This is a genomic window from Flavobacterium sp. LK-23, from assembly GCF_058135255.1.
The window spans coordinates 56501-76849 of record NZ_JBYUVT010000007.1 but is presented as its reverse complement, the minus strand read 5'-3'; the positions used below and the strand labels follow the sequence as shown (position 1 = coordinate 76849).

Here is a 20349-nt window from a genome sequence, read left to right as displayed (position 1 = left end):
CAAAATCATTGAGGAAGAATTAAAGAAGCAGTCATACCAGAACGAAGGCCTTTAATCTGTGCAAGGTTTTCGGGTTTCACTTCTATTGTAAAAGTTCTCAATTCAAATTCTCCTTTATCTTTGGACGGAACCCAATTGGCAAATTCTAAGGTAGGCGCAATAGAATGCACAATGGCATCAAACGTTTCTGGCTCGCAACCTGGAACTTTAACTGCTGTCTTGCTTCCCACTTTAAGCAGATTTGATTTGTCTTGTCGGATATTAAACTTAATTATCGTTGAGTTCTTTTTCTCTATGGTCATAATCGGATACCCAATAGAAATAATTTCGCCCTGATGCGTAACCAAGTTAGAAATTACGCCATCTGCAGGAGCATAAACTCTCGTATTATCTCCAAGCGCTTTGGTTAGTTCATAAGCTTGTTCTGCTTGTTTTACGATAGCATTTGCGGTTTTTAGCAATTCAGGTCTTGTACCATTTTTGAGCATTTGCAGATTTAACTGAGCGGTTTCCATTTCCTTTTTTGCCGCTTGAAATTTAAAATAGAAAACATCCTTTTCCTGTCCCGAGATCACATCTTCATTGTACAATCGTTCCATACGGTCATAAGTCGTGCTAAACAATTTATATTGCTCTTGACTGATTTGATACAGTTTAGAAGTCGCTTCTATCAATTCTGGTCTTGCTCCTTGTGTAAGCAGTTCTTGCTGTCCTTTTGCCGCATCAATTGCCGATAGTGCCTGAGCTTTTATGGCATTTATTTCGTTAGATCGAAGTACAGCCAGCAATTGTCCTGTTTTTACGGTATCGCCCTGTTTTACCAATAACGAATCTAATCTGCCTGGAAATTCGGCCGCAACATCAACACTTGTTGCATCGACCATTCCGATAAAATTATCATCTTCTTTATTGTTGTCTTTTAAGAAAAAAATCAGTCCTGCTATTACTACAAAGATTGGAATAATCAGCGCCCAGTAGTTTTTAAATATATCTTTCATCTATTTAATAAATTGCGTTATTTGACTTGGATTTCCTAAACTATTAAAATATTCCGCTAATGCCAGATAGTATCCCAAAACAGCGGTATAATACCCTTTTTCTATTTCTGTTTCTATCAATAAAGCATCATTAACATCTTTTGGCGACGAGAGCTGATTGTTCATTCTCTTGGTTATTAAACTGCTTGTTGTATTGGCTTCCTTTCTCGCTGCATCCATAGCCATAACATCATTTTGCAATGAAGTCATTTTGTTCTTTGCCACCCTCGACTGCACCTGAAGCATTAAACTGGAATTCTCTTCTCCTAGTTTCGCTTCTTCTATCAACTGTTTTGCGGCTAAAGTCCTTTTATTGGTCTGTCCGTTATACAAAGTCCATTGCAATTCCAGCCCTACAAACCAATCGGGAATAGAAACGGGTAAGTCTTTCTGATATAAATTGTAATTCCCAATGGCAAAAATGTTAGGCAAAGCCAATGATTTACTGATTTTTTCGGCAGTTTCTGCATAAGAGATCTTGTTGTTTGCAATTCTGTAAACCGGGTTTGTAAGCCAATACTCATTCATAGGTTTCTCTAGATTGATTTCGGTATATTTTAAAGTATCAGAAATCACTATTGCAGCGTCAAGGTCCACTCCCATCAGTTTATTAAGTTCAAGATGTGCATTTTGTTTTTCCATCTTGATATTGTTATACTGAGTCTGCGCCTGAATTAAAACCACATTCGTCCAATTTTTTTGGTATGGAGGCAGTATTTTATTCTTGACCAATTCTTCGGCATAATTTTTATTTTTGTCTAAAGCACTTACAATCTGTTCCTGTTTCTTAATTAAAGAATTGAGGTACAATATTCTAAGATATTGCACTGCAATTAAAAAATTAACTTCTTTACCAGCAATCTCAACACCAATTCCCGCCGAATTAGCAACCGATTGAGCCAGATCTATACTCGAGTTTATTTTGTTTCCAAGAAAAATAGGCTGACGAACTCCCACTCCTGCAACAAAATAAGACTGTTTGCTTAAACTAGGATTATAGTCTGGATAAATGCCTCCAATAACCGTTTTTGAAGTATTATAAATACGATCCTGTGCTGCCTGCGATAAATTGTTTCCTGTAATTTCATGATAAATTTCGTTTGCCGTATTCACACTTTGCTGTGATGAACCTTCAACGATTCCGTCTTTAACGGTCTGCAAGTTTATCGTAAGCGGACTGCTCAAATAAGAATAACTCGATAAAAGATCTACTTTAGGCAAATAGCCTTTCTTTTCTGCCTGAAGATTATATTCGCCTGTCTTCAATGCAGATTTTGCCTGTTTGATGGTAATGTTATTTTGCTGTGCTATAGAAAAACATTCTTCAAGAGAAGTGGTCTGCGCTTTTGTTTCCAAGCAGGATACAAAAAGACAAAACAAAATAAAAAGCTTTAGAAATTGTAGTTTTATATGCATCTATATAATATTCTAATGATTTGAAATTACTTTTAACTAGCGACTTCTTTGCTGTTTAATTAAAAACTGCAGGATAAAATAGAAATGAGATAAAAACTTATTATTCAGATAAATTCTGAAATGGTTTAAATTTATTTAGAATATACTGCTTACGAAAATTTGGGGTCCTTAACTTAAACAGCGAAAAAAAGTATACCAGCAAAAATCATGTACAAGCCAATATACCAACTAGTTAAAGATAAAGATTTTATTTTATAAGTGCTATTTTAATTTACGGAAAATCAGTGTAATTGCAATCTCCTTATCTGAAACCATTTTTTATGTCGCTCCTCTGGAGCTTTTTTGTAGATGCGAAATGGAACTCTATAAATATTTTGCTCCGCTGGAGCATTTAAACTCAGTTCTTAATAATTTTGCTTTTATAACGTCATTCCCCACTGGCACATTTCTTGAAAATAATTATCATAATTAACTGATTTAAAACATTTTACCATGAAAGTTACTTACTACGGACATTCGTGTTTTTCTGTTTATGCTGGCGAAAAACACCTTCTTTTTGATCCTTTTATTACGCCAAACGAATTAGCCAAAGAGGTTGATGTAGATGCTATAAAGGCAGATTACATTTTTATCTCTCATGCGCATTATGACCATATTCTCGATGTAGAGCGAATTGCCAAAAATACGGGCGCAAAAGTGCTCGGAAATTTTGAAATCTATAATTGGCTATTGAAAAACGGAATCGAAAATGCACATCCCATTAATCCAGGAGGAAAGTTTGATTTTGATTTCGGAACTGTAAAGTGTGTGATAGCTCAGCATCCTAGCAGTTTTATAGATGGCTCTTACGGCGGAATTGCGTGTGGTTTTGTGCTTACAACAACAGATGGAAATTTCTATTACAGCGGCGATACGGCTCTGACTTTGGATATGCAACTGATTCCTAAATTTACCCCACTTGACTTTGCTGATTTCCCTATTGGCGACGGTCTCACAATGGGAATCGAAGAAGCTATTGAAGCCGCAAAACTCGTTGGGGTAAACAAAATATTAGGCGTTCATTACGATACTTTTGGATTTATTGTAATGGACCATCAAAAAGCTTTAGAGGAGTTTAATAAAGCTTCTTTTCAATTATTCTTACCTAAAATAAATACGACCATCGAGATTTAAATTGGTTATTTTTCTTTGCTATATTTCGCTAAAATGTGGGTTTTAGCGAAATATCATTTTATAAAAAAAGACCACAGAAAACAACACCAAATTTTTTTCATAAAAAAAAGGAATAGCTGCTGAGACTATTCCTTTTGCATATAATGAAGTTTTGCTGATGAACTTCAAATTATATGTATTCCACAAAATTAATGATGTATTGAGCGGTAAGTTCCGGATATTGATGCTGAGGTCCGTGTCCTGTTGCCGAATACACAATCATTTGAGCATTTGTCATTTGGTTGATAATTGGATACCAATTGTCTACGGCAAAACTGATATCATGATCTCCAGAAATAATCAGAATAGGAGTTTTGGTCTTTTTCAATTGTTCTCTAAAGTTTAAAGCATCTTCTCTAAAAGTATCTCCTCCGCCAAAATACAATTGAAAAACATCCATTGTAGAAGGAATTTTATCTACGGCTATCTTTTTATGAATCCTATCGTGCGAAGCTTTTGCTGCCAAACGGCTTGATTCTGATTTTGGTTCAAAAAACAGCACAATTTCATCATCAAAATCATTTAAAGGTTTGAGTGCGGCATCAAAAAAAGCTTGCTCAATAGGAACTTTGTTTTCTCCCGGCGGATTCGTTCCTACCAAAACGGCATGCGTTACCAAATTAGGATAAAGCAAAGTTGCCGTCTGTGCCACCAACCCACCATAAGACCATCCTAAAACAACAACCGAATCTAATTTTAAGGCATCTGCCAAATCTTTTACATCTTTGGCTACAACGGTAATGTCTGGAGCAAGACTTCCTGTAGAAGAGCCAATTCCAGAATAATCAAATACGATAACGTTGAACTTTTCTGCCATCGATGCCACAAACAACGGATCCCAAGTATCTAGTGTTCCTCTAAAACGGTTCACAAAAATTACTGCTTTTCCTTTGCCATAAGAACGATAAGCAATTTTACGATCGCCTAAATCGGCAAAACGTGTCTCTGCGTCATAAATTTTTTCCATAATTATAAGTTAAAGATTGAAATCAATATTCGTTTTCATCAAGTAGACAAAGATTAAACCAAAACGCAGAACACTAACAATAAAGCATTTAACGATTATTCGTATACTAAAGAATTATGATATTTCAAGAATCCAATCTTCTTTTTAACGATATATAATAATTCCTAAATCTGTTTTACAAACAATGCTTTTAGAATCAATACTTTATAAAAAAGGCATTCCTTTTGTTTTTTGTAAATGAAATAGTACTCTTTTCAAAACATTAATCTAACAGCTTCGATATGATGTATTTATCTACTAAAAAAACGATTATGTTTATTACTGGAACATTCATCAGCCATGCTTGCTGGAAAGAATGGATTGTTTTTTTTGAAAATGAAGGCTATAAAACGGTTGCTCCGCCTTGGCTTTACAAAAACGAATTGGCAGTCGATTTGAGACAAAACCATTCAGAGTCCAAAATTGCTTTAATCCGTTTAGATAACTTATTGGATTATTATACTGAAATCATTGACAAGCTTCCTGAAAAACCAATTTTAATAGGTCATTCCTATGGCGGACTTCTAACGCAGTTACTTCTTCAAAAAGAATTGGGATCGCACGGAATCTGCATCAATTCTATTCCGCCTGGCAATCTTATGCATTTTAATTTTTCGTTTTATAAAGCAATTTGGAATCTTTCCGATGGTCTTAGTCCAACAAATAAGACCTTTTTAATGTCTTTTAAGACATGGCAATACTATTTTGCGAACCAAATGCCGTTTGAAAAGCAAAAAGAAGCTTACGAAGCTCTATTGATTCCCGAATCTAAATCAGTTATACGAAACATTTATTCCAAATCAGCTAAGATTGATTTCAAGAAAAAACACAATCCGCTCTTGTTTGTAGCGGGTTCACAAGATGCTTTTGTTCCTGCTTCTTTAAATAATTTAAACTTTAAAAAATATAAAAACCTTCATTCTATCACTTGTTACAAAGAATTTCAAGATGGCAATCATTTGAGTATAAATCAAGAAAACTGGCAGACTATAGCTGAGTTTATCGCCAATTGGCTAAAGAAAATTTCTTAATGGATTGCGGATTGTTTTTGTGTTCCCGTGGTGGAAACCACGGGCTATATCTTTAAACATGACTAAAAAACGGAATCAAAAAATCTGCTAAATAATCCCTTTCTTTATTTCCAGTTTTTTAATCTTAGAATTTAAAGTCGACGGATGAATGTCTAAAATTTCGGCAGCGCCACCAGCACCAGAAATTTTTCCGTTGCATTTTTTAAGGATATACAAAATATAATCTCGTTCATTTTCTAATATCGTTTTTATCGAAAATGATTCTTGTGCCGGTTCAGGATGTATTTTGGAAGACATAGAAAGTTCAATTTCTTTAATTGTATTTCCTTCTGTCAGCAAAATGGCGCGCTGCATTACATGTTCAAGTTCTCTAATGTTTCCTGGCCAATTGTAATTTAGAATCTGCTGCAAAGCAAAATCGGAAAGAATGGGCGCTTTTCTACCCATTTTCTCACTATACACTGCTATAAAATGATTGGCTAAATCTGGAATGTCTTCTTTTCTCTTTTTTAGCGGCGGAACCATAATCGGAAAAACATGCAAACGATAGTACAAATCCATTCTAAATCGTCCTGCCGCCACTTCTTCTTCCAAATTTTTATTGGTTGCAGCAATAATCCTAACATCTATTTTCATTGACGAAGTGCCGCCCACACGCTCAATTTCTCTTTCTTGCAGAACACGAAGCAGCTTTACCTGCAATTCGAGAGACATCTCTCCTATTTCGTCTAAAAAAATAGTTCCTCCATCTGCCAATTCAAATTTACCAATGCGTCTGTCCAAAGCGCCTGTAAAAGCCCCTTTTTCATGTCCAAAAAGCAATGATTCGGCAAGATTTTCAGGAATAGCACCGCAATTAATAATAACCAAAGGCTTGTCTTTTCTCGGAGATAAAGCATGTATGCTTTGCGCAATTTTTTCTTTTCCTGTTCCGCTTTCTCCTAAAACCAAAACCGAAGTATCTGAAGGCGAAACTTTCCGAATATAATTAAAAACTGTGCCCATTTGCGAACTGTTGCCAATAATCCCTTCAAAACCTTCTTGTGTCTTTACGGGAGAAATTGTGCTTTTGATTTCCGTTTTTTTAATAGGCAGATTTAAATCTTCTTTCGAATAAATTTTAGCAATAAATTGATGAAAAAGCGTTTCGAGTGAACCTAATAATCGTAAGTGTTCTTGAGAATAAACAGTAAGGCTACGGCTGTAAAAAGTAAAATGATAGCTCTGGATCGAGGCAATTGAAAGCGGAAAAACCAAGTAAGATTTGATACCAAAATTGTGTGCAATTAAAGCTTTAATTGGCGCTTCTTGCAGGTTGTTAATCAACGCTTCTTCGCTATAAATTACAGGTTTCTTATCTACTTTAGATTTCCTGTAAGTTTCGTTGATTTCCTTTTCTGACAATACCGCTACTTGCGAAAGTTTCTGCAAATTGATGATTTGATATTGTTCTAAATTTCTGCGGACAATTCCGATGTTATCATAATGTGTCGAGGTGACAAAACCGGTTTCCAAATAATCAAAAGGAATAAAAGTTTGAGCCGCTTTTGCAAATGCCAATAACGCCTCCTCTTTCTTTAGGTTTGAATTTATAATTTCTGTAATGGCCGCCTGAAGCTGAAACTGCTGCAGTAGCTGACTTTCTAAACTATATTGCTGACGGTAAAATGCAATTTCAAGAGTCGTTAACACATCTTGATCTCGAAAAGGTTTTACGATAAACCCATAAGGATGAGTAGTTTTAGCTTGATCTAATACAGTTTTACTTGAATTGGCAGAAATAAATATGAAGCCAATATATTTCTCTTTAAGAATATGCGCCAACTCAATACCATTTCGGCTTCCTTTGAGCATAATATCCAAGAAGACCAAATCTGGTTTTTCAATTTCAATTTGTTCCAATGCCTGTTCTACCGACCGCGCGATTCCGATCACTTCATAATTTGCTTTCTCGAGAATTAACTGTAAATCGTGAGCTTCAATAAATTGATCTTCTACAATTAAAATTCGTTTTTTCAAACTAGCAGCAACAGTTTCATATCCGTTATCGGGAGAATTTTTCATAAGTGGGTATTTTTTATCTATCTTGCACTTAATTTATTGATACAAAAATAGTTAATTATCACAATTAAAATTAGTCGTTTCCAAATTTAGATAAATAAAAATCACAATTAACCGTAATTTTCATATTATTTTTCAAAACATAAAAATTGTTTCTTCCTATATTTGTTAATCCAAAACCTACTAAATTTAATTCTAATAAACCATGAAGCTACTTTACTCGTTTTGTCTGCTGTTTTTTATTACAATTAATTCTCAGGCACAAAACCACCCTGCAACAGCAAATTATGACTTAAAAAAGAAACGTCTATTAATTCACACCTGTTCTTCTTATTTATACAATTCAAATCAAGGCTCTATAGATGCGGATAGTTCTGTAGTTTTAACCTGCAAGGCCTATAAACTTCCTGTTTCTTTAGCTTATGATGAAGGTTTTAATGATGGTTCTTATCTAATTGGAAATGATCTAATTGAAAAAGGAAATATTGATGCCGCCAAAAAGCTTTATTTGAAATCCAAAAGTGCTGATAAAATAAAACTGGCGCTACAATTGGGAATCTTTTATTTATTCAAACCTTTTACAAAACCAGACGATTTAAAAAACGCTAACCTTTATATCACTGACGCGGTAAAAATCAGCAATGAGCTAAAAATACAAAAGTGGCAACATGAAAGTGTCATGCTTTTAGGAAAGTTTTATTTCCAAATCAACAATTATCCTGAAAGCAAAAAATGCTTTTTGCAGGTTGTAAACGAGTGCCGAAAACAAAATGATAAAGCAGCACTGGCACATGCATTACTCAACCAAGCGAGCTATCAATACGACTTAGATCCTGAAAAAGAGAAAATTCTAAAAGAAGCCGAAGCGTTGTTTAAAACGCTAGGTCTTGAAGAGAAAAGACTGGAAACAAAAGCAAAACTGTGCACCATTTATTTCTGGCACGGAAAAATAAATGATGCCAAAAAAATACTTTATCAAAACATTGCCGATATGCGAAAAATCGGCTTTAGACAGCAGCAATTTGGAGAAACAACAATTGCCCATATAGAAGCCGTTCAGTTTAACATGAAAAGTGCTTTGTATTATGCTCTAAAGAGTGTGCAAACAATGGAATCTAGCAAAGATTACACTTTTGCAGATATCTTTTATATGCGGTTAGGTTTAATCTATTTGCAGATGGGACATACAGATGACGCTATGAAAATGGCTAAAAAAAGTATTGAGTATGGGCAAAATGTTTACAGCAGCGGCAGTTGGTACAAGAGTTTTATAACTGCGACAGCATCTTTGTCTTTTAAAGGAAAAAACAAAGAAGCCATAGAATATATGAATTCTATAACAAGCCATTATCCGCCTCCAAATAAATTTGACAACATGCTTATGAATTATGCTTACGCAAATTGTTATTGGCGAATTAAAAATTATGGTACGGCTGAAAAATATTTTATTAAGGCCGGAGAAGCTGCAGATGCTTTAGAATCGCCGCAGACTTATCGAGATCTATGCAATACCTATTCGTCTATTGCTTTATTTTATGCGAATCGCCAAAATCTGGCAAAAACAAAAATTTACATTGATAAAATCGAAGCGCTTTCCAAAAAATATGGCAAGAACTACAATTCGGAAGCGCTGGAAATGTCTTTGTATAAACTGGACTCGCTAAATGGGGATTTTAAATCGGCTTTGGTACATCATAAATTGTATAAAAAATTCAGTGATTCTCTTTTAGATTATTCTAAAAACAAACAAATTGAAGAGCTTAGAATTCAATATGAAACAGAAAATAAAGAACAAAAAATCAAACAATTAGACAAAGAAACCGATTTACAGCAAACGGCATTAAAAAAATCAAAATTATTAAATACGCTTTCCATCTGGAGTTTGGTTTTATTGGTTCTTTTTCTTGGTTTATTGTACAATCGATACCGCCTTAAACAGAGAACGAATGCTGAATTGGAATTCAAAGAAAAAGAAATCAATCAAAAGAACATTAATCTTAGACATTTGTTAGATGAAAAAGAATGGCTTTTGAAAGAAATCCATCACCGCGTAAAAAACAATCTTCAAACCGTCATAAGTCTTCTTAATTCGCAATCGGCTTATTTGGAGAACGATATGGCGTTGTCGGCCATTAAAAACAGTCAGCATCGCATTCATTCTATGTCGTTAATTCATCAAAAACTATATAGTTCAGAGAATATTTCGACAATCAATATGCCCAATTACATCAAAGAATTAGTCGAATATCTGAGAGAATCTTTTTCGCTTGGACAACGTATTCGCTTTGAACTTAAAATTGATCCGCTCGAATTAGATGTTGCACAGGCCGTTCCGCTTGGGCTTATTTTAAACGAAGCGATTACCAATTCAATAAAATACGCTTTTCCAGACAACAGGACAGGAATGATCTATGTAACGCTCCAAGCGACAACCGAAGACAAATACCTTTTGACAATTGCCGACAACGGAGTGGGCTTTGATGCAAACTTCAGCAACAAAAAAATCAATTCGTTTGGCTTAAGTCTAATAAGAGGCCTTAGCGATGATTTGGATGCGACTTTTTCTATGGAAAACAATAACGGAACAATTCTTAAAATAGAATTCTCTAAAGAGTTTCCAATCAATGAAAAAAGAAGATAGTATAAAAAACAAAACCTAATTTCTTTTGTAGCGAAATCTCACGAATAGAAATGGGTTTAGCGAAATATAGCGCTTTTAATCTCCATAAAAAGCGCTAAAACCGTAATATTAAAGCTTTTATTGCCATGGCCTATAAATTGGTTTTCTAGGGAAGTTAACCCTTAAAAACCAATTTATTATGAAAAAATCAATATTGCTAATCATCATTTTATTTCTAAATTTTAGCGCTGCAAAAGCCTGCGATAAATGCAGTTCCTACAATAACAGTGATTTTAAAATAAAATCGGCCACAATAACTCATAAAGCAGATTTAGGCCTTACGGTTTGGGACATTAAAGTAGAAGGAACTGCAGGAAAAACAATGCCCAAACCAGTTGGTCAACTAAATGGTGCGCCAGTTTTGGCCTATGTTTTTCCGACTACTTTAAAATCTTCTGATATTGGTTTCGGTCAAGCCGAAGGAATAGTAGCACTTGCACTTACTTCTCATCCCGATTTTGAAGACACTCCGCTTTGGGATGAAAATCTTGATGGAAATTATCTAAATGATGGTTTAATCTGGCATGCACACTGGGTTTTGTTAGTGGAAGACAAACGTGTTGCCGGCGGACTTTCGGTTAGAGAATTTACAAAAGGAGATCCAAATGTAGTTCTGCCCCCAACAAATCCTGGAATGGCAATGTATATGGATAGCCCAGGTTTTAATATCGTGGCTAAAGGAAATTCTATAAAAGTAATCGTACCCGATTTTAGAATCAACAACAAAACCAATTTTAAGTTTGACGCCGTAAGCTGCTATATGGAAGTTAGCACAGGCACTGGCGGTTCGCATGATTCTGAAGGTTCTAAGCCAATGCTCGGAGTATACAAAGTTTATACTGTTGCTAGCGGAAATCTTTCATTGCCTTATTCTGTAAAATAAAACATAATTCTAAAGCTTAAAAACAATGAAAAAATCAATTCTCTTAAAAATGATCTTTATCCCTTATATAATTTTAAACACTTTAACAACAAAAGGTTATGCGCAAGGCGATTATGCTACAGATCCGCATTTGACTCCAGCCGTAAAAGCATTTTTAAAACCTCTAAATTCTGGAGGAGCTCCATTAGAATCGCTTCCGGTTGCAGACGCCCGAAATGTATTGGTCGGTGCACAAAATGCTTTTAAAGTTGATTTGTCTGGAATTGAAGAATCGGAAAAAGAAATTACAGCTGACGGTTATAAAATCAAGCTGAATATTGTTCGTCCCGCTGGCGCGAAAGGAAAACTGCCTGTTTTTATGTTCATTCATGGCGGCGGTTGGGTGTTGGGCGATTATCCTACGCACAAAAGAATGGTTAGAGATTTAAGCGTTTTAACGGGTTATGTGGGCGTTTTTGTCAATTATTCTCTGGCTCCAGAACACAAATATCCTCAGCCTGTAAACGAGGTTTATGCAGCTGCAAAATGGATTGCTGCGCATGGAAGCGAAATCAATGTGGATGGAAGTAAATTAGGAATCGTAGGCAACAGTGCAGGTGGAAATCTCGCTACAGCGAGTGCTTTGATGGCGAAAGAAAAAGGAACGCCGCTCTATAAAGTGCAGATTCTTTTCTGGCCTGTAACCGATGCCAATTTTGAAACAGAATCGTATAAACTATATGGCAAACAGCGCTTTCTGACCGATTCTTTAATGAAATGGATGTGGGATCAATACGTAGATCCTTCCAAAAGAAAAGAAATATACGCTTCGCCACTGCAAGCCAATTTATCTCAGCTAAAAGGCCTTCCTCCTACTTTGATTCAGGTTGCTGAAAATGATATTTTAAGAGATGAAGGAGAAGCTTACGGACGTAAATTGAGTGATGCTGGAGTTGTAGTTACAACTGTTCGCTACAACGACGTCATTCACGATTTTGGATTGTTGAATGGTTTAGCTGAAATTCCGCAGACAAAAGCACTTTTTATTCAAGCCGCAGCAGAACTTAAAAAGTATTTGAAGTAAGATTAATTCTTCAACAAAACAAACATAACATTCTGTATACAAATATTTTACAACAAATAAATTTGTAAATTTAATTCTTAAAAACAACCTAAAAGAAGTCGTTATGCTTGTACAAGAAAAAACTGGATTGATTGTAATTGATGTTCAAGGAAAACTTGCTCGAATGGTGCACAACAGCGAAAAGCTAACCGCTAATTTGGAAAAACTTATCCGAGGCTGTCAATTACTTTCAATTTCGATAATTTGGGCCGAACAAAACCCAAAAGGACTTGGCGCAACGATACCTGAATTAGAAAAGCTATTTCAGGATCAGAAACCAATTGAGAAGTTTTCTTTCAATGCATTGGATAATGAAACCTTTAAACAGGCGATTATAGATTCTGGCAGAAAGCAGTGGCTAATCTGCGGTATAGAAGCCCATATTTGTGTGTATCAAACGGCAATAGGATTACTGGCCTATAATTTTGAAGTCGAAGTTGTAGCCAATTGTATTTCTTCCAGATCAGAGGAAAGCATTGTAATTGCTTTGCAAAAACTGCAGCACAAAGGAGCTTCAGTAACCAATGTTGAAATGTGCCTTTATGAACTTGTAAAAGATTCGAGACGGGAAATTTTTAAAGAAATTCTAACATTAATCAAATAAAAAGAATCATGTCAAAATCGAAAACTATTGTACTCATTCATGGAAATTTTGTGAACGACAAAACGTGGACAGAATGGAAAAAGTACTATGAACAAAAAGGATATACGGTTTATACTCCAGCAAATCCAGGACACGAAGGAGTTCCCGCGGAATTGAGAGCCAGAGTCCATCCTGACCTTATCAAAACTGGATTTATAGATATTGTTACGGCTATCAGCAAATTAATAGACACTTTACCAGAAAAACCTTTGGTAATTGGACATTCTATGGCTGGCATGGCCACCTTAAAACTGGTTGAATTAGGTAAAGCGGCGGCTGGAGTAAGCATTGATGGAGCGCCTCCAAAAAATGTGTTTCCGCCATTTCAAACCTTAAAAACAGTAATACCGGCTTTTGGTTTTTTCTCTACAAGCAAATATTTTATGGGAAGCAGAAAATGGTATGATTATGCTTTTTTTAATACCATTCCGGAATCGCAAAAAAGCATTGCTTTTGAGAAATTCGCAGTGCCTGAAAGCTATAAAGTCAGTAGAGAATTGGTTTTGAATTCTTTCTCCAATATCAATTTCAAAAAACCGCACGAACCTATTTTATTTATTGGCGGCGGAAACGACCATATCTTCCCTCCTAGTTTAACGGAGACAATTGCCAGCCGATATAAAGAAAATGGAGGTCGTGTCGATCTAAAAATATTTGATGGCAAAAGCCATTTTATTTGCGGAGAACCGGGCTGGGAAAGTGTTGCCGATTATATTTTAGATTGGTATGAATCGCTATAGAAATTATATATTTCAACTTTAAAAAATGTACTAGAATGCTAGATCTTTTTGGATCTAGCATTTTTAATTTTCTTTCAAACCACCATTCTCACTAAGATTTCTGCTCCTTTTTTATTTCTTCAATTCCGCTTCTATAGCTTGTTACAGCAAAATCTGGAAAACGCTTTCTAAATTTTGAATCATCAAAAACATTGGCATGCTCATATCTTGGAAGCAATTCTTGCAGTTCTTTTGCTTGTTTACTGAAAAATGCACCAATGGTAAAAACAAACTTTGGAATAACTTTATATTTTAGTTCTCTCCCATATATTTCAGAAGCTAAGGCAATGAATTCTTTATAATTAAGATGGCTTTCATCTACTGGCAAATGCCACGTCTGCCCAAAAGCATCTGGTGTATTGCCTATTAAAGCTGTGGCACGGCTTGCGTCTGGTGTCCAAATTAGGCTTCTTTTTTTAGAGTCTTTCAAAGGCACTTTTAGTTTTTTATTTTCTTTAATAGCCTTAAAGATTAAAGTATTGGTAATGCTTTGCGTTTTGGCAGGTCCATAAAATTCAGGCGCACGACAGATTACGGCTTCCAATTGTCCCGTTTTTATTTCGCTTAGCACCATTTCAGCCATTTCTTTTCTAATTTCTCCCTTTCTGCCGACAGGTTCAAAGGCCGTTTCTTCGGTAAGCACTCTGCTGTCTTGCGGATACATATAAGTATTATCAAAAAAGACCAATTTCGTTTTATTGATTTTGCAGGCTTCAATAACATTTCTTAAAATCAGCACAAACTGTTTTTCCCATAAGTCAGTATCCATTGGAAGACCTAATGTAAAATAGGCTATTTCACTGCCTTTGACGGCTTCTATTGCTTTTTCTTTAATCGTTAAATCTGCCGAAAAAACGGTATCTGTATCATTTACTTTTTGTGCTTTACGGCTTACAATTCGTATATCTGAGGTATAATTTCTTTTTAGTTCTCTGGCCAATTCTTCTCCAATCTGTCCGTTGGCTCCTAATATAGTTTGCATACTGCTTAACTTTTTAAATTGCTTTATTTTTTCTAACACTTGTATTTATTGTAGAAATTGCAACAAGTCTCATAAGCTCTAACTCATTTATATTCTACTTTATTGCTATTTTAGAACCTATAAATCAGTTAATTTATTTCTAAATTACAACAAAAAAACATATCATTTTTGCCGTCTTTCTTATTAGTAAAATCAAAGAAAGTTTTGTTACTGAATTCTATAACTTTTTTGCTTTTTTAAATTGAACTATGTAGAAATGCGAAAGCAAAAGCCCTGTATCATTTAAGATACAGGGCTTTTTTTTAACTCAAAAAAACAACAACATTTTTTATTTTACATCAAACCATAATTTGGTTGTCAATAAATCTTTTCCTTGTTCCGTTACAGCTGCTTGGTAACTAGCACCGTTTAGTGATTGTTCTGTACCCGGATAGAAAAGACGAGAAGGAACTTTTCCGTCCAAAACAGTAGCAGGACCAGCTGTAAGAACTGGATAATCCAATCTTCTCCATTCTGTAAAAGCATCTAAACCTTGTCCGAAGAAAGAAATCCATTTTTGTGTACCAATAGATTTAGCATAATTTGATGCATCATATTTCACACTTGCTTGATCTAAATAAGTTGAAATCGTAGTCGCATTCGTAATTCCAAACTGATTCAAAGATGCTGTAATAGCATTTTTATAATATTGTTCTGCATCTCCCGAAATATATCCGCGGGCTGCTGCTTCTGCAAGATTAAATAATGTCTCTGAATAAGAAGCAATTACTGCTGGAGAAGCCGATGTTAAGAAATAAGTTCCAGGTTTTGATGTTTTAGCAAAACCTTGGCTATTGGCATCACTATTTGATAAGCCGTTTGCACCTCCAACATATTTCCCTACACTTGCATCTGAAGGCAATTGTGCAAAAACAGGCAAACGAGGATCAGACAATGCATATAATTGATCGACCATAGTTTTTGAAATACGGAAATCATCTCTAGTTTCAAACCAAGCCGAAGCTGGATTTTGCTGTGGCGAACTGGTATATACAAATTGGAAGGTTTCGGAGTTGCTGCCAATTAATCCTCCTGCATCGCTTGTAGCGTCTATAGCTGCTTGTTTTGCCAAACCTGGTTCTTTGTCTGAAATTCTCAGCGCAATACGCAAACGAAGTGAGTTTACCAGTTTTTTCCATTTCAAGATATCGCCTTTATAAGCCAAATCACCCGTAACAGAACCATTTGCTGGATTTAACAAAGATTGCGCTTGTTTTAAATCGTCAAGCAATCCTGTGTATACTTCTTTTTGTGTGTTATATGCAGGCGTTACATTTTGACCCGCTTCTTTGTACGGAATGCTTCCGTAGGCATCTGTCAGCAATAAAAAGGCCCATGAACGCAACGTTAAGGCGATACCTTTATAGTTAGAGTTTGCCTGAGCATCTGGAAATTTTATAATCGTATTCAAATCTGTAATTAGAGTCGAATATCCCTTATCCCACAATGTCGTGAAAGAAGCATTAGAAACATCGTAACGATCTGGTTCTGTATATTGAATTTTAGCCCAATGCTGCACAAATAGCAAAGTCGAGTTAAAGTTATTTGCATCTCCCCAGTACAAATCGGCACTTTGCTTTAAAGTACCAGTTAAAAGATATGGTGCAAGAGGGGTTTCAGTTGCATTTGGATTTTTATTAATATCGTCCAAAGTATCACTGCAAGAGCTCAGTGTCAATGCAAACAGTATTGTATATGATAGTTTTTTTAGCATGATTCCGAGTTTTTAAAATTTAACGTTAAGGTTTAAACTGAAATTTCTAGTTGTTGGTAAAGCTAAACTTTCCAATCCTTGCGCATTTCCAGTATTGAAAGCCGTTTCAGGGTCAATATTTGGAGCATCTTTGTAGATAAAGAATAAGTTACGGCCAGCAGCAGTAACGCTTGCTCCTTCTAATCCTAGTTTTTTAATCAGCTTTTTATTAAAATTATAAGTCAGTTTTATCTCTCTCATTTTTACGAAAGTTGAACTATAGATGTAAGCTTCGCTAATATTGTATGATGCTTTATAATATTCTTGTGCGCTAATCACTTTATTATTAGGAGTTCCGTCTGCAAATACACCTCCGAAAATCATTCCGTCATCATAAATTGTTGCACCACCTGGAGCTGCTCCGCCTGTTACCAAAGTTTTCGGATTAGCGGTATTGTTTCCTGGATAATAGTAGCTTAAACCACCATTTTCAGCACCACGCCCTGGAAGAGTCTGTGCTAAAACCCCAGTATAGTTACCTGTTCTGTTTGTTCCTGAGAAAAGTTCTCCACCGACACTAGCATCAACAAGGAAAGAAAGCTCAAGATTTTTGTAAGTCAAAGTATTCGTAAGACCAGCTAAATAATCTGGAGTATAATGTCCTAACACTTTTTTTGTCGGATCTGCTTTTGGAAGACCATTTGCTCCTACCACAATATTTCCGCTTGCATCACGCTCGTAAGCTGTTCCGTATAGTGCTCCATAAGCTTGCCCTACAGACGCCAATACATCTACACCTCCAGAAGTACCAATAGTATAGTTTTTAATATCTCCTGCGTAATCTAGAATTTCTACTTTACTTTTGTTTTTAGAATAATTCACCGCAACATTCCACTTAAAGTTTTCTGTTTGCACAGGATTTCCATCCAACTGTATTTCAATACCTTGATTATTAATTTTACCTGCATTGATTAACTGCGAAGTATAACCGCTTGCTGCTGTAGTTTTGATTTCTAAAATCTGATCGAAACTATTGGTATTGTAATACGCTATATCAAAATGAAGTCTGTTTTTCCAGAAAGAAGCTTCACCACCTATTTCAGTAGAGCGTGTTGTTTCTGGTTTCAAATTTTCATTCAGTTTTCTTTGAGAAGAAGTCTGGATCGGATTTCCGTCAAATGCCGTTTGGAAATTATAAACTGTAGCCAATTGGTACGGATCTGCATCGTTACCTACTTCAGACCATCCTCCACGAAGCTTTAAGAAATCTAATGTACTGCTCTTAATATTTAATGCATCTGTTAAAACCACACTACCGTTAATAGATGGGTAGAAATAAGAACGGTTGCTGCTTGGTAATGTAGAAGACCAATCATTACGAGCCGTAACGTTCAAGAAAGCATAGTTTCTAAAACCAAACTGAGCAGAAGCGTAAGCACTGTAAACTCTCAATCTAGATAATGAGTTTGATGATGTTAACGGATCTCTAGAGTTTGTTAAAGTATACAAATCTGGAACCGCTAAACGAGGCGCTTTCTGATAGTTGTTGGCATCGCTATGGTTACGAATGTTGAATCCCGCAAGTGCATCTACAGTAAAATCATCATTAAGCTGTTTTGTATATTGAAATATACCCTCAGTATTTTGCTCATTTACAGTGTAAGCATCTTCTGCGTACGATCCGAAAGGAGTTCCATTTGTACCATATTTAATAGTATATTTTCTTCTATCGTTATAATAATCAACTCCTGTACGGAATCTGAAGTTTAATCCTTCTGCCAATTTCGCATCTAAATGGATATCTCCAATTAAACGGTTACGCTGTTGGCTTGTTGTATTATAATAAGCGTTCCAATACGGGTTGCTGTAATAGCTGTTATTCCAGTTGGTATTTCTATCTTTTTCCAATTCATTAATATCAACCTGACGTCCGAACCAAAGAAACTGAAGCATTACCCCAGCCGCACGACCACCAGATGGACCACCTGGCAATTGAGGAGCATTTGTAGCGATATAATTGGCATTAACCCCAACTTTTACACTTTCAGAAATCTGATAATTAGTATTAATAGAAAAGTTGGTTTTGTTGATTTCACTGTTTGGTACAGTCCCAAGCTGTTTTTGATTGTTTACACCTAAACGGAAATCTGATTTATCGTTAGCTTTTGCAATAGAAACACTATTATCGTAAGTAAGTCCTGTGTTGAAGAAATCTTTCACGTTATTTGGGTGCGCAATAAAAGGAACTGCTTCTCCTTTAGAGTAAAATTGCGGAATAAGGCGTCCGTCCATTCTTGGTCCCCAGCTTTCATCAACACCATCATTAACTCCTCCACCTTTTCCGTCTACGTAGCTGAATCTTCCGTTAGAACCTTGTCCAAAAGTGTTTTGGAAAGAAGGCAAAGTAGCCACTTGAGAAACGGTTAGGCCCGTATTAAAAGTAACACCAAATCCTCCTTTTTGTCCTTTTCCTGATTTTGTCGTAATAAGCACAACGCCATGAGCAGCACGCGATCCGTAAAGAGCAGCGGCATTTGGCCCTTTTAAAACAGTCAAAGTTTCAATATCCTGTGGATTCAAATCCGCAATTGCATTTCTGAAATCACGAGTAGCTCCACCAAAATTCAATTGAGAGTTATCTACAGGAACTCCATCTACCACAAAAAGCGGTTGGTTGTTTCCTGCAATAGAAGTTTCTCCACGAATAATAATACGAGAAGATCCCATATCTCCTTGCGAATTGGTAATACGCACACCCGCTACTTTACCAGAAAGAGCATTTAAGAAGTTGGTTTCTTTGGTAGTTGCCAATTCTTTTCCTTTTACTGATTGAGTTGTATATCCTAAAGATTTCTTTTCTTTTGAAATTCCAAGTGCCGTAACAACTACTTCAGATAGAGCATTTTGTTCTTCGGTAAGATTGATCGTAATATCGTTTTTGTTTACTACAACTTCTTGTTTTTTATATCCTAAATAACTAACTAAAAGCACATAAGGGAATTTTTGCCCTGTTTGGAAATAAAATTTCCCATCTGTATCTGTGATAACACCATGTGTAGTTCCTTGAATCGTTACCGAAGCCCCAATAATAGGCTCTTTTGTAACGGCATCGACAACTGTTCCTTCCAGTTTAGACTGAATTAGCGGCTTTGTCTCTTGAGCTTTAACTCCTATGGAAATCAACAAAATACATAGCCAAGCATATCTTTTTAATTTTATTTTCATTACTTTGTTTTAGTTTAATAAATAAGGCGAGCTTAGAGCGCTTTGTGCTATTCTAGCTTTCCCTTTTAGAGATGACAATTTCTTTTTAAGCTTCTACCATTTCTGCTGCAACAGAAATGGTTTTTTCTTTTTATCTGCAGCACATTCGTTTTTTCATTTTTACTTTTTTTTGGATTACTATTCTTTTAAATTGGCCTATAAAATTTTAACCCCTATTCGGGATTGTTGTACTTTTTAAAATTTATAATGAATTAAAAAAGAGGAATTTTAACCGTAGAATGCATAGGGACGAAAACTGCCGAATGCTTTTTGCTTATTTTGGAATGAAATATCGTGGTTCTAATCTCTGGCTTTTAACTTATATTTTAAACTCTACTAATTTGATAGAACAAAAGTAAATTAAAAATATTATTCCCCAAATTTTAATTAAACTTTTTGCAAAAAAAATGTTAACCTTTTTAAATGGAGAACCATAAACAACTAAAAACAAATAAGTTATAAAAAACAGGCGCTTTTATGGTTTTATAAGAATTGTACTAAAATCTTAAAATTAGAAAACC

The 20349-nt window shown here is 35.4% G+C and carries 14 protein-coding genes; 7 read left to right on the top strand and 7 right to left on the bottom strand.

Annotated elements, in window-relative coordinates; translation table 11 throughout:
* Positions 1–5 precede the first annotated feature (5 nt).
* Positions 6–998, bottom strand: coding sequence for an HlyD family secretion protein (locus tag AC3Y25_RS12560; protein WP_489902974.1), 993 nt, complete (start codon positions 996–998; stop codon positions 6–8).
* Complete coding sequence (locus tag AC3Y25_RS12555) at positions 999–2453, bottom strand: TolC family protein (protein ID WP_379799711.1); 1455 nt, start codon at positions 2451–2453, stop codon at positions 999–1001. It abuts the gene before it with no gap.
* 492 nt (positions 2454–2945) lie between these two features.
* On the opposite strand from AC3Y25_RS12555, the gene AC3Y25_RS12550 reads away from it, so the two are divergent.
* A complete protein-coding gene (locus AC3Y25_RS12550) occupies positions 2946–3626 on the top strand; it encodes a metal-dependent hydrolase (RefSeq protein ID WP_489902973.1) in 681 nt (226 codons plus the stop codon).
* Positions 3627–3795: 169 nt separating this feature from the next.
* Here the strand turns inward: AC3Y25_RS12550 and AC3Y25_RS12545 are convergent, their stop codons facing one another.
* On the bottom strand, positions 3796–4632 hold the full coding sequence (locus tag AC3Y25_RS12545; protein ID WP_489902972.1) for an alpha/beta fold hydrolase: 837 nt from the start codon (positions 4630–4632) through the stop codon (positions 3796–3798).
* A 281-nt stretch (positions 4633–4913) separates the two neighbouring features.
* On the opposite strand from AC3Y25_RS12545, the gene AC3Y25_RS12540 reads away from it, so the two are divergent.
* Positions 4914–5702: an alpha/beta fold hydrolase gene (locus tag AC3Y25_RS12540; protein WP_489902971.1), complete on the top strand. Its 789-nt coding sequence runs from the start codon at positions 4914–4916 to the stop codon at positions 5700–5702.
* An 87-nt stretch (positions 5703–5789) separates the two neighbouring features.
* Here AC3Y25_RS12540 and AC3Y25_RS12535 read toward each other — a convergent pair whose 3' ends face one another.
* The gene (locus AC3Y25_RS12535; protein WP_489902970.1) at positions 5790–7766 is read right to left on the bottom strand and encodes a sigma 54-interacting transcriptional regulator; all 1977 of its coding nucleotides are present in this window, start codon (positions 7764–7766) and stop codon (positions 5790–5792) included.
* Positions 7767–7968: 202 nt separating this feature from the next.
* Here AC3Y25_RS12535 and AC3Y25_RS12530 point away from each other — a divergent pair, with 202 nt between their 5' ends.
* From AC3Y25_RS12530 to AC3Y25_RS12510, 5 genes are all read left to right on the top strand, one after another.
* Positions 7969–10404, top strand: a complete 2436-nt coding sequence (locus tag AC3Y25_RS12530) for a histidine kinase dimerization/phosphoacceptor domain -containing protein (protein WP_489902969.1) — start codon at positions 7969–7971, stop codon at positions 10402–10404.
* A 178-nt stretch (positions 10405–10582) separates the two neighbouring features.
* Positions 10583–11326 carry a hypothetical protein gene (locus AC3Y25_RS12525; protein WP_489902968.1) on the top strand — a complete coding sequence of 248 codons (744 nt, stop codon included), beginning with the start codon at positions 10583–10585 and terminating at the stop codon, positions 11324–11326.
* Between the two features lie 25 nt (positions 11327–11351).
* On the top strand, positions 11352–12389 hold the full coding sequence (locus AC3Y25_RS12520; protein WP_489902967.1) for an alpha/beta hydrolase: 1038 nt from the start codon (positions 11352–11354) through the stop codon (positions 12387–12389).
* 103 nt (positions 12390–12492) lie between these two features.
* Positions 12493–13032: a hydrolase gene (locus tag AC3Y25_RS12515; protein WP_489902966.1), complete on the top strand. Its 540-nt coding sequence runs from the start codon at positions 12493–12495 to the stop codon at positions 13030–13032.
* 8 nt (positions 13033–13040) lie between these two features.
* A complete protein-coding gene (locus tag AC3Y25_RS12510; protein ID WP_489902965.1) occupies positions 13041–13811 on the top strand; it encodes an alpha/beta hydrolase in 771 nt (256 codons plus the stop codon).
* Between the two features lie 91 nt (positions 13812–13902).
* On the opposite strand, the gene AC3Y25_RS12505 is transcribed toward AC3Y25_RS12510, so the two are convergent.
* The 3 genes from AC3Y25_RS12505 to AC3Y25_RS12495 form a co-directional block, all read right to left on the bottom strand.
* Entirely contained in the window at positions 13903–14832 is a 930-nt protein-coding gene (locus tag AC3Y25_RS12505; protein ID WP_489902964.1) for an NAD-dependent epimerase/dehydratase family protein, read from the bottom strand.
* Between the two features lie 328 nt (positions 14833–15160).
* Positions 15161–16585 (bottom strand): SusD/RagB family nutrient-binding outer membrane lipoprotein, encoded by a 1425-nt coding sequence (locus AC3Y25_RS12500; RefSeq protein ID WP_489902963.1) that lies wholly within the window; start codon positions 16583–16585, stop codon positions 15161–15163.
* A 12-nt stretch (positions 16586–16597) separates the two neighbouring features.
* On the bottom strand, positions 16598–19789 hold the full coding sequence (locus tag AC3Y25_RS12495) for a SusC/RagA family TonB-linked outer membrane protein (RefSeq protein WP_489902962.1): 3192 nt from the start codon (positions 19787–19789) through the stop codon (positions 16598–16600).
* Positions 19790–20349: the final 560 nt, after the last annotated feature.

Excerpts from the sequence above, each read along its gene's own strand:
- AC3Y25_RS12560 (WP_489902974.1), bottom strand. The coding sequence starts at position 998 with ATGAAAGATATATTTAAAAACTACTGGGCGCTGATTATTCCAATCTTT.
- AC3Y25_RS12555 (WP_379799711.1), bottom strand. The coding sequence starts at position 2,453 with ATGCATATAAAACTACAATTTCTAAAGCTTTTTATTTTGTTTTGTCTT.
- AC3Y25_RS12550 (WP_489902973.1), top strand. The coding sequence starts at position 2,946 with ATGAAAGTTACTTACTACGGACATTCGTGTTTTTCTGTTTATGCTGGC.
- AC3Y25_RS12545 (WP_489902972.1), bottom strand. The coding sequence starts at position 4,632 with ATGGAAAAAATTTATGACGCAGAGACACGTTTTGCCGATTTAGGCGAT.
- AC3Y25_RS12540 (WP_489902971.1), top strand. The coding sequence starts at position 4,914 with ATGATGTATTTATCTACTAAAAAAACGATTATGTTTATTACTGGAACA.
- AC3Y25_RS12535 (WP_489902970.1), bottom strand. The coding sequence starts at position 7,766 with ATGAAAAATTCTCCCGATAACGGATATGAAACTGTTGCTGCTAGTTTG.
- AC3Y25_RS12530 (WP_489902969.1), top strand. The coding sequence starts at position 7,969 with ATGAAGCTACTTTACTCGTTTTGTCTGCTGTTTTTTATTACAATTAAT.
- AC3Y25_RS12525 (WP_489902968.1), top strand. The coding sequence starts at position 10,583 with ATGAAAAAATCAATATTGCTAATCATCATTTTATTTCTAAATTTTAGC.
- AC3Y25_RS12520 (WP_489902967.1), top strand. The coding sequence starts at position 11,352 with ATGAAAAAATCAATTCTCTTAAAAATGATCTTTATCCCTTATATAATT.
- AC3Y25_RS12515 (WP_489902966.1), top strand. The coding sequence starts at position 12,493 with ATGCTTGTACAAGAAAAAACTGGATTGATTGTAATTGATGTTCAAGGA.
- AC3Y25_RS12510 (WP_489902965.1), top strand. The coding sequence starts at position 13,041 with ATGTCAAAATCGAAAACTATTGTACTCATTCATGGAAATTTTGTGAAC.
- AC3Y25_RS12505 (WP_489902964.1), bottom strand. The coding sequence starts at position 14,832 with ATGCAAACTATATTAGGAGCCAACGGACAGATTGGAGAAGAATTGGCC.
- AC3Y25_RS12500 (WP_489902963.1), bottom strand. The coding sequence starts at position 16,585 with ATGCTAAAAAAACTATCATATACAATACTGTTTGCATTGACACTGAGC.
- AC3Y25_RS12495 (WP_489902962.1), bottom strand. The coding sequence starts at position 19,789 with ATGAAAATAAAATTAAAAAGATATGCTTGGCTATGTATTTTGTTGATT.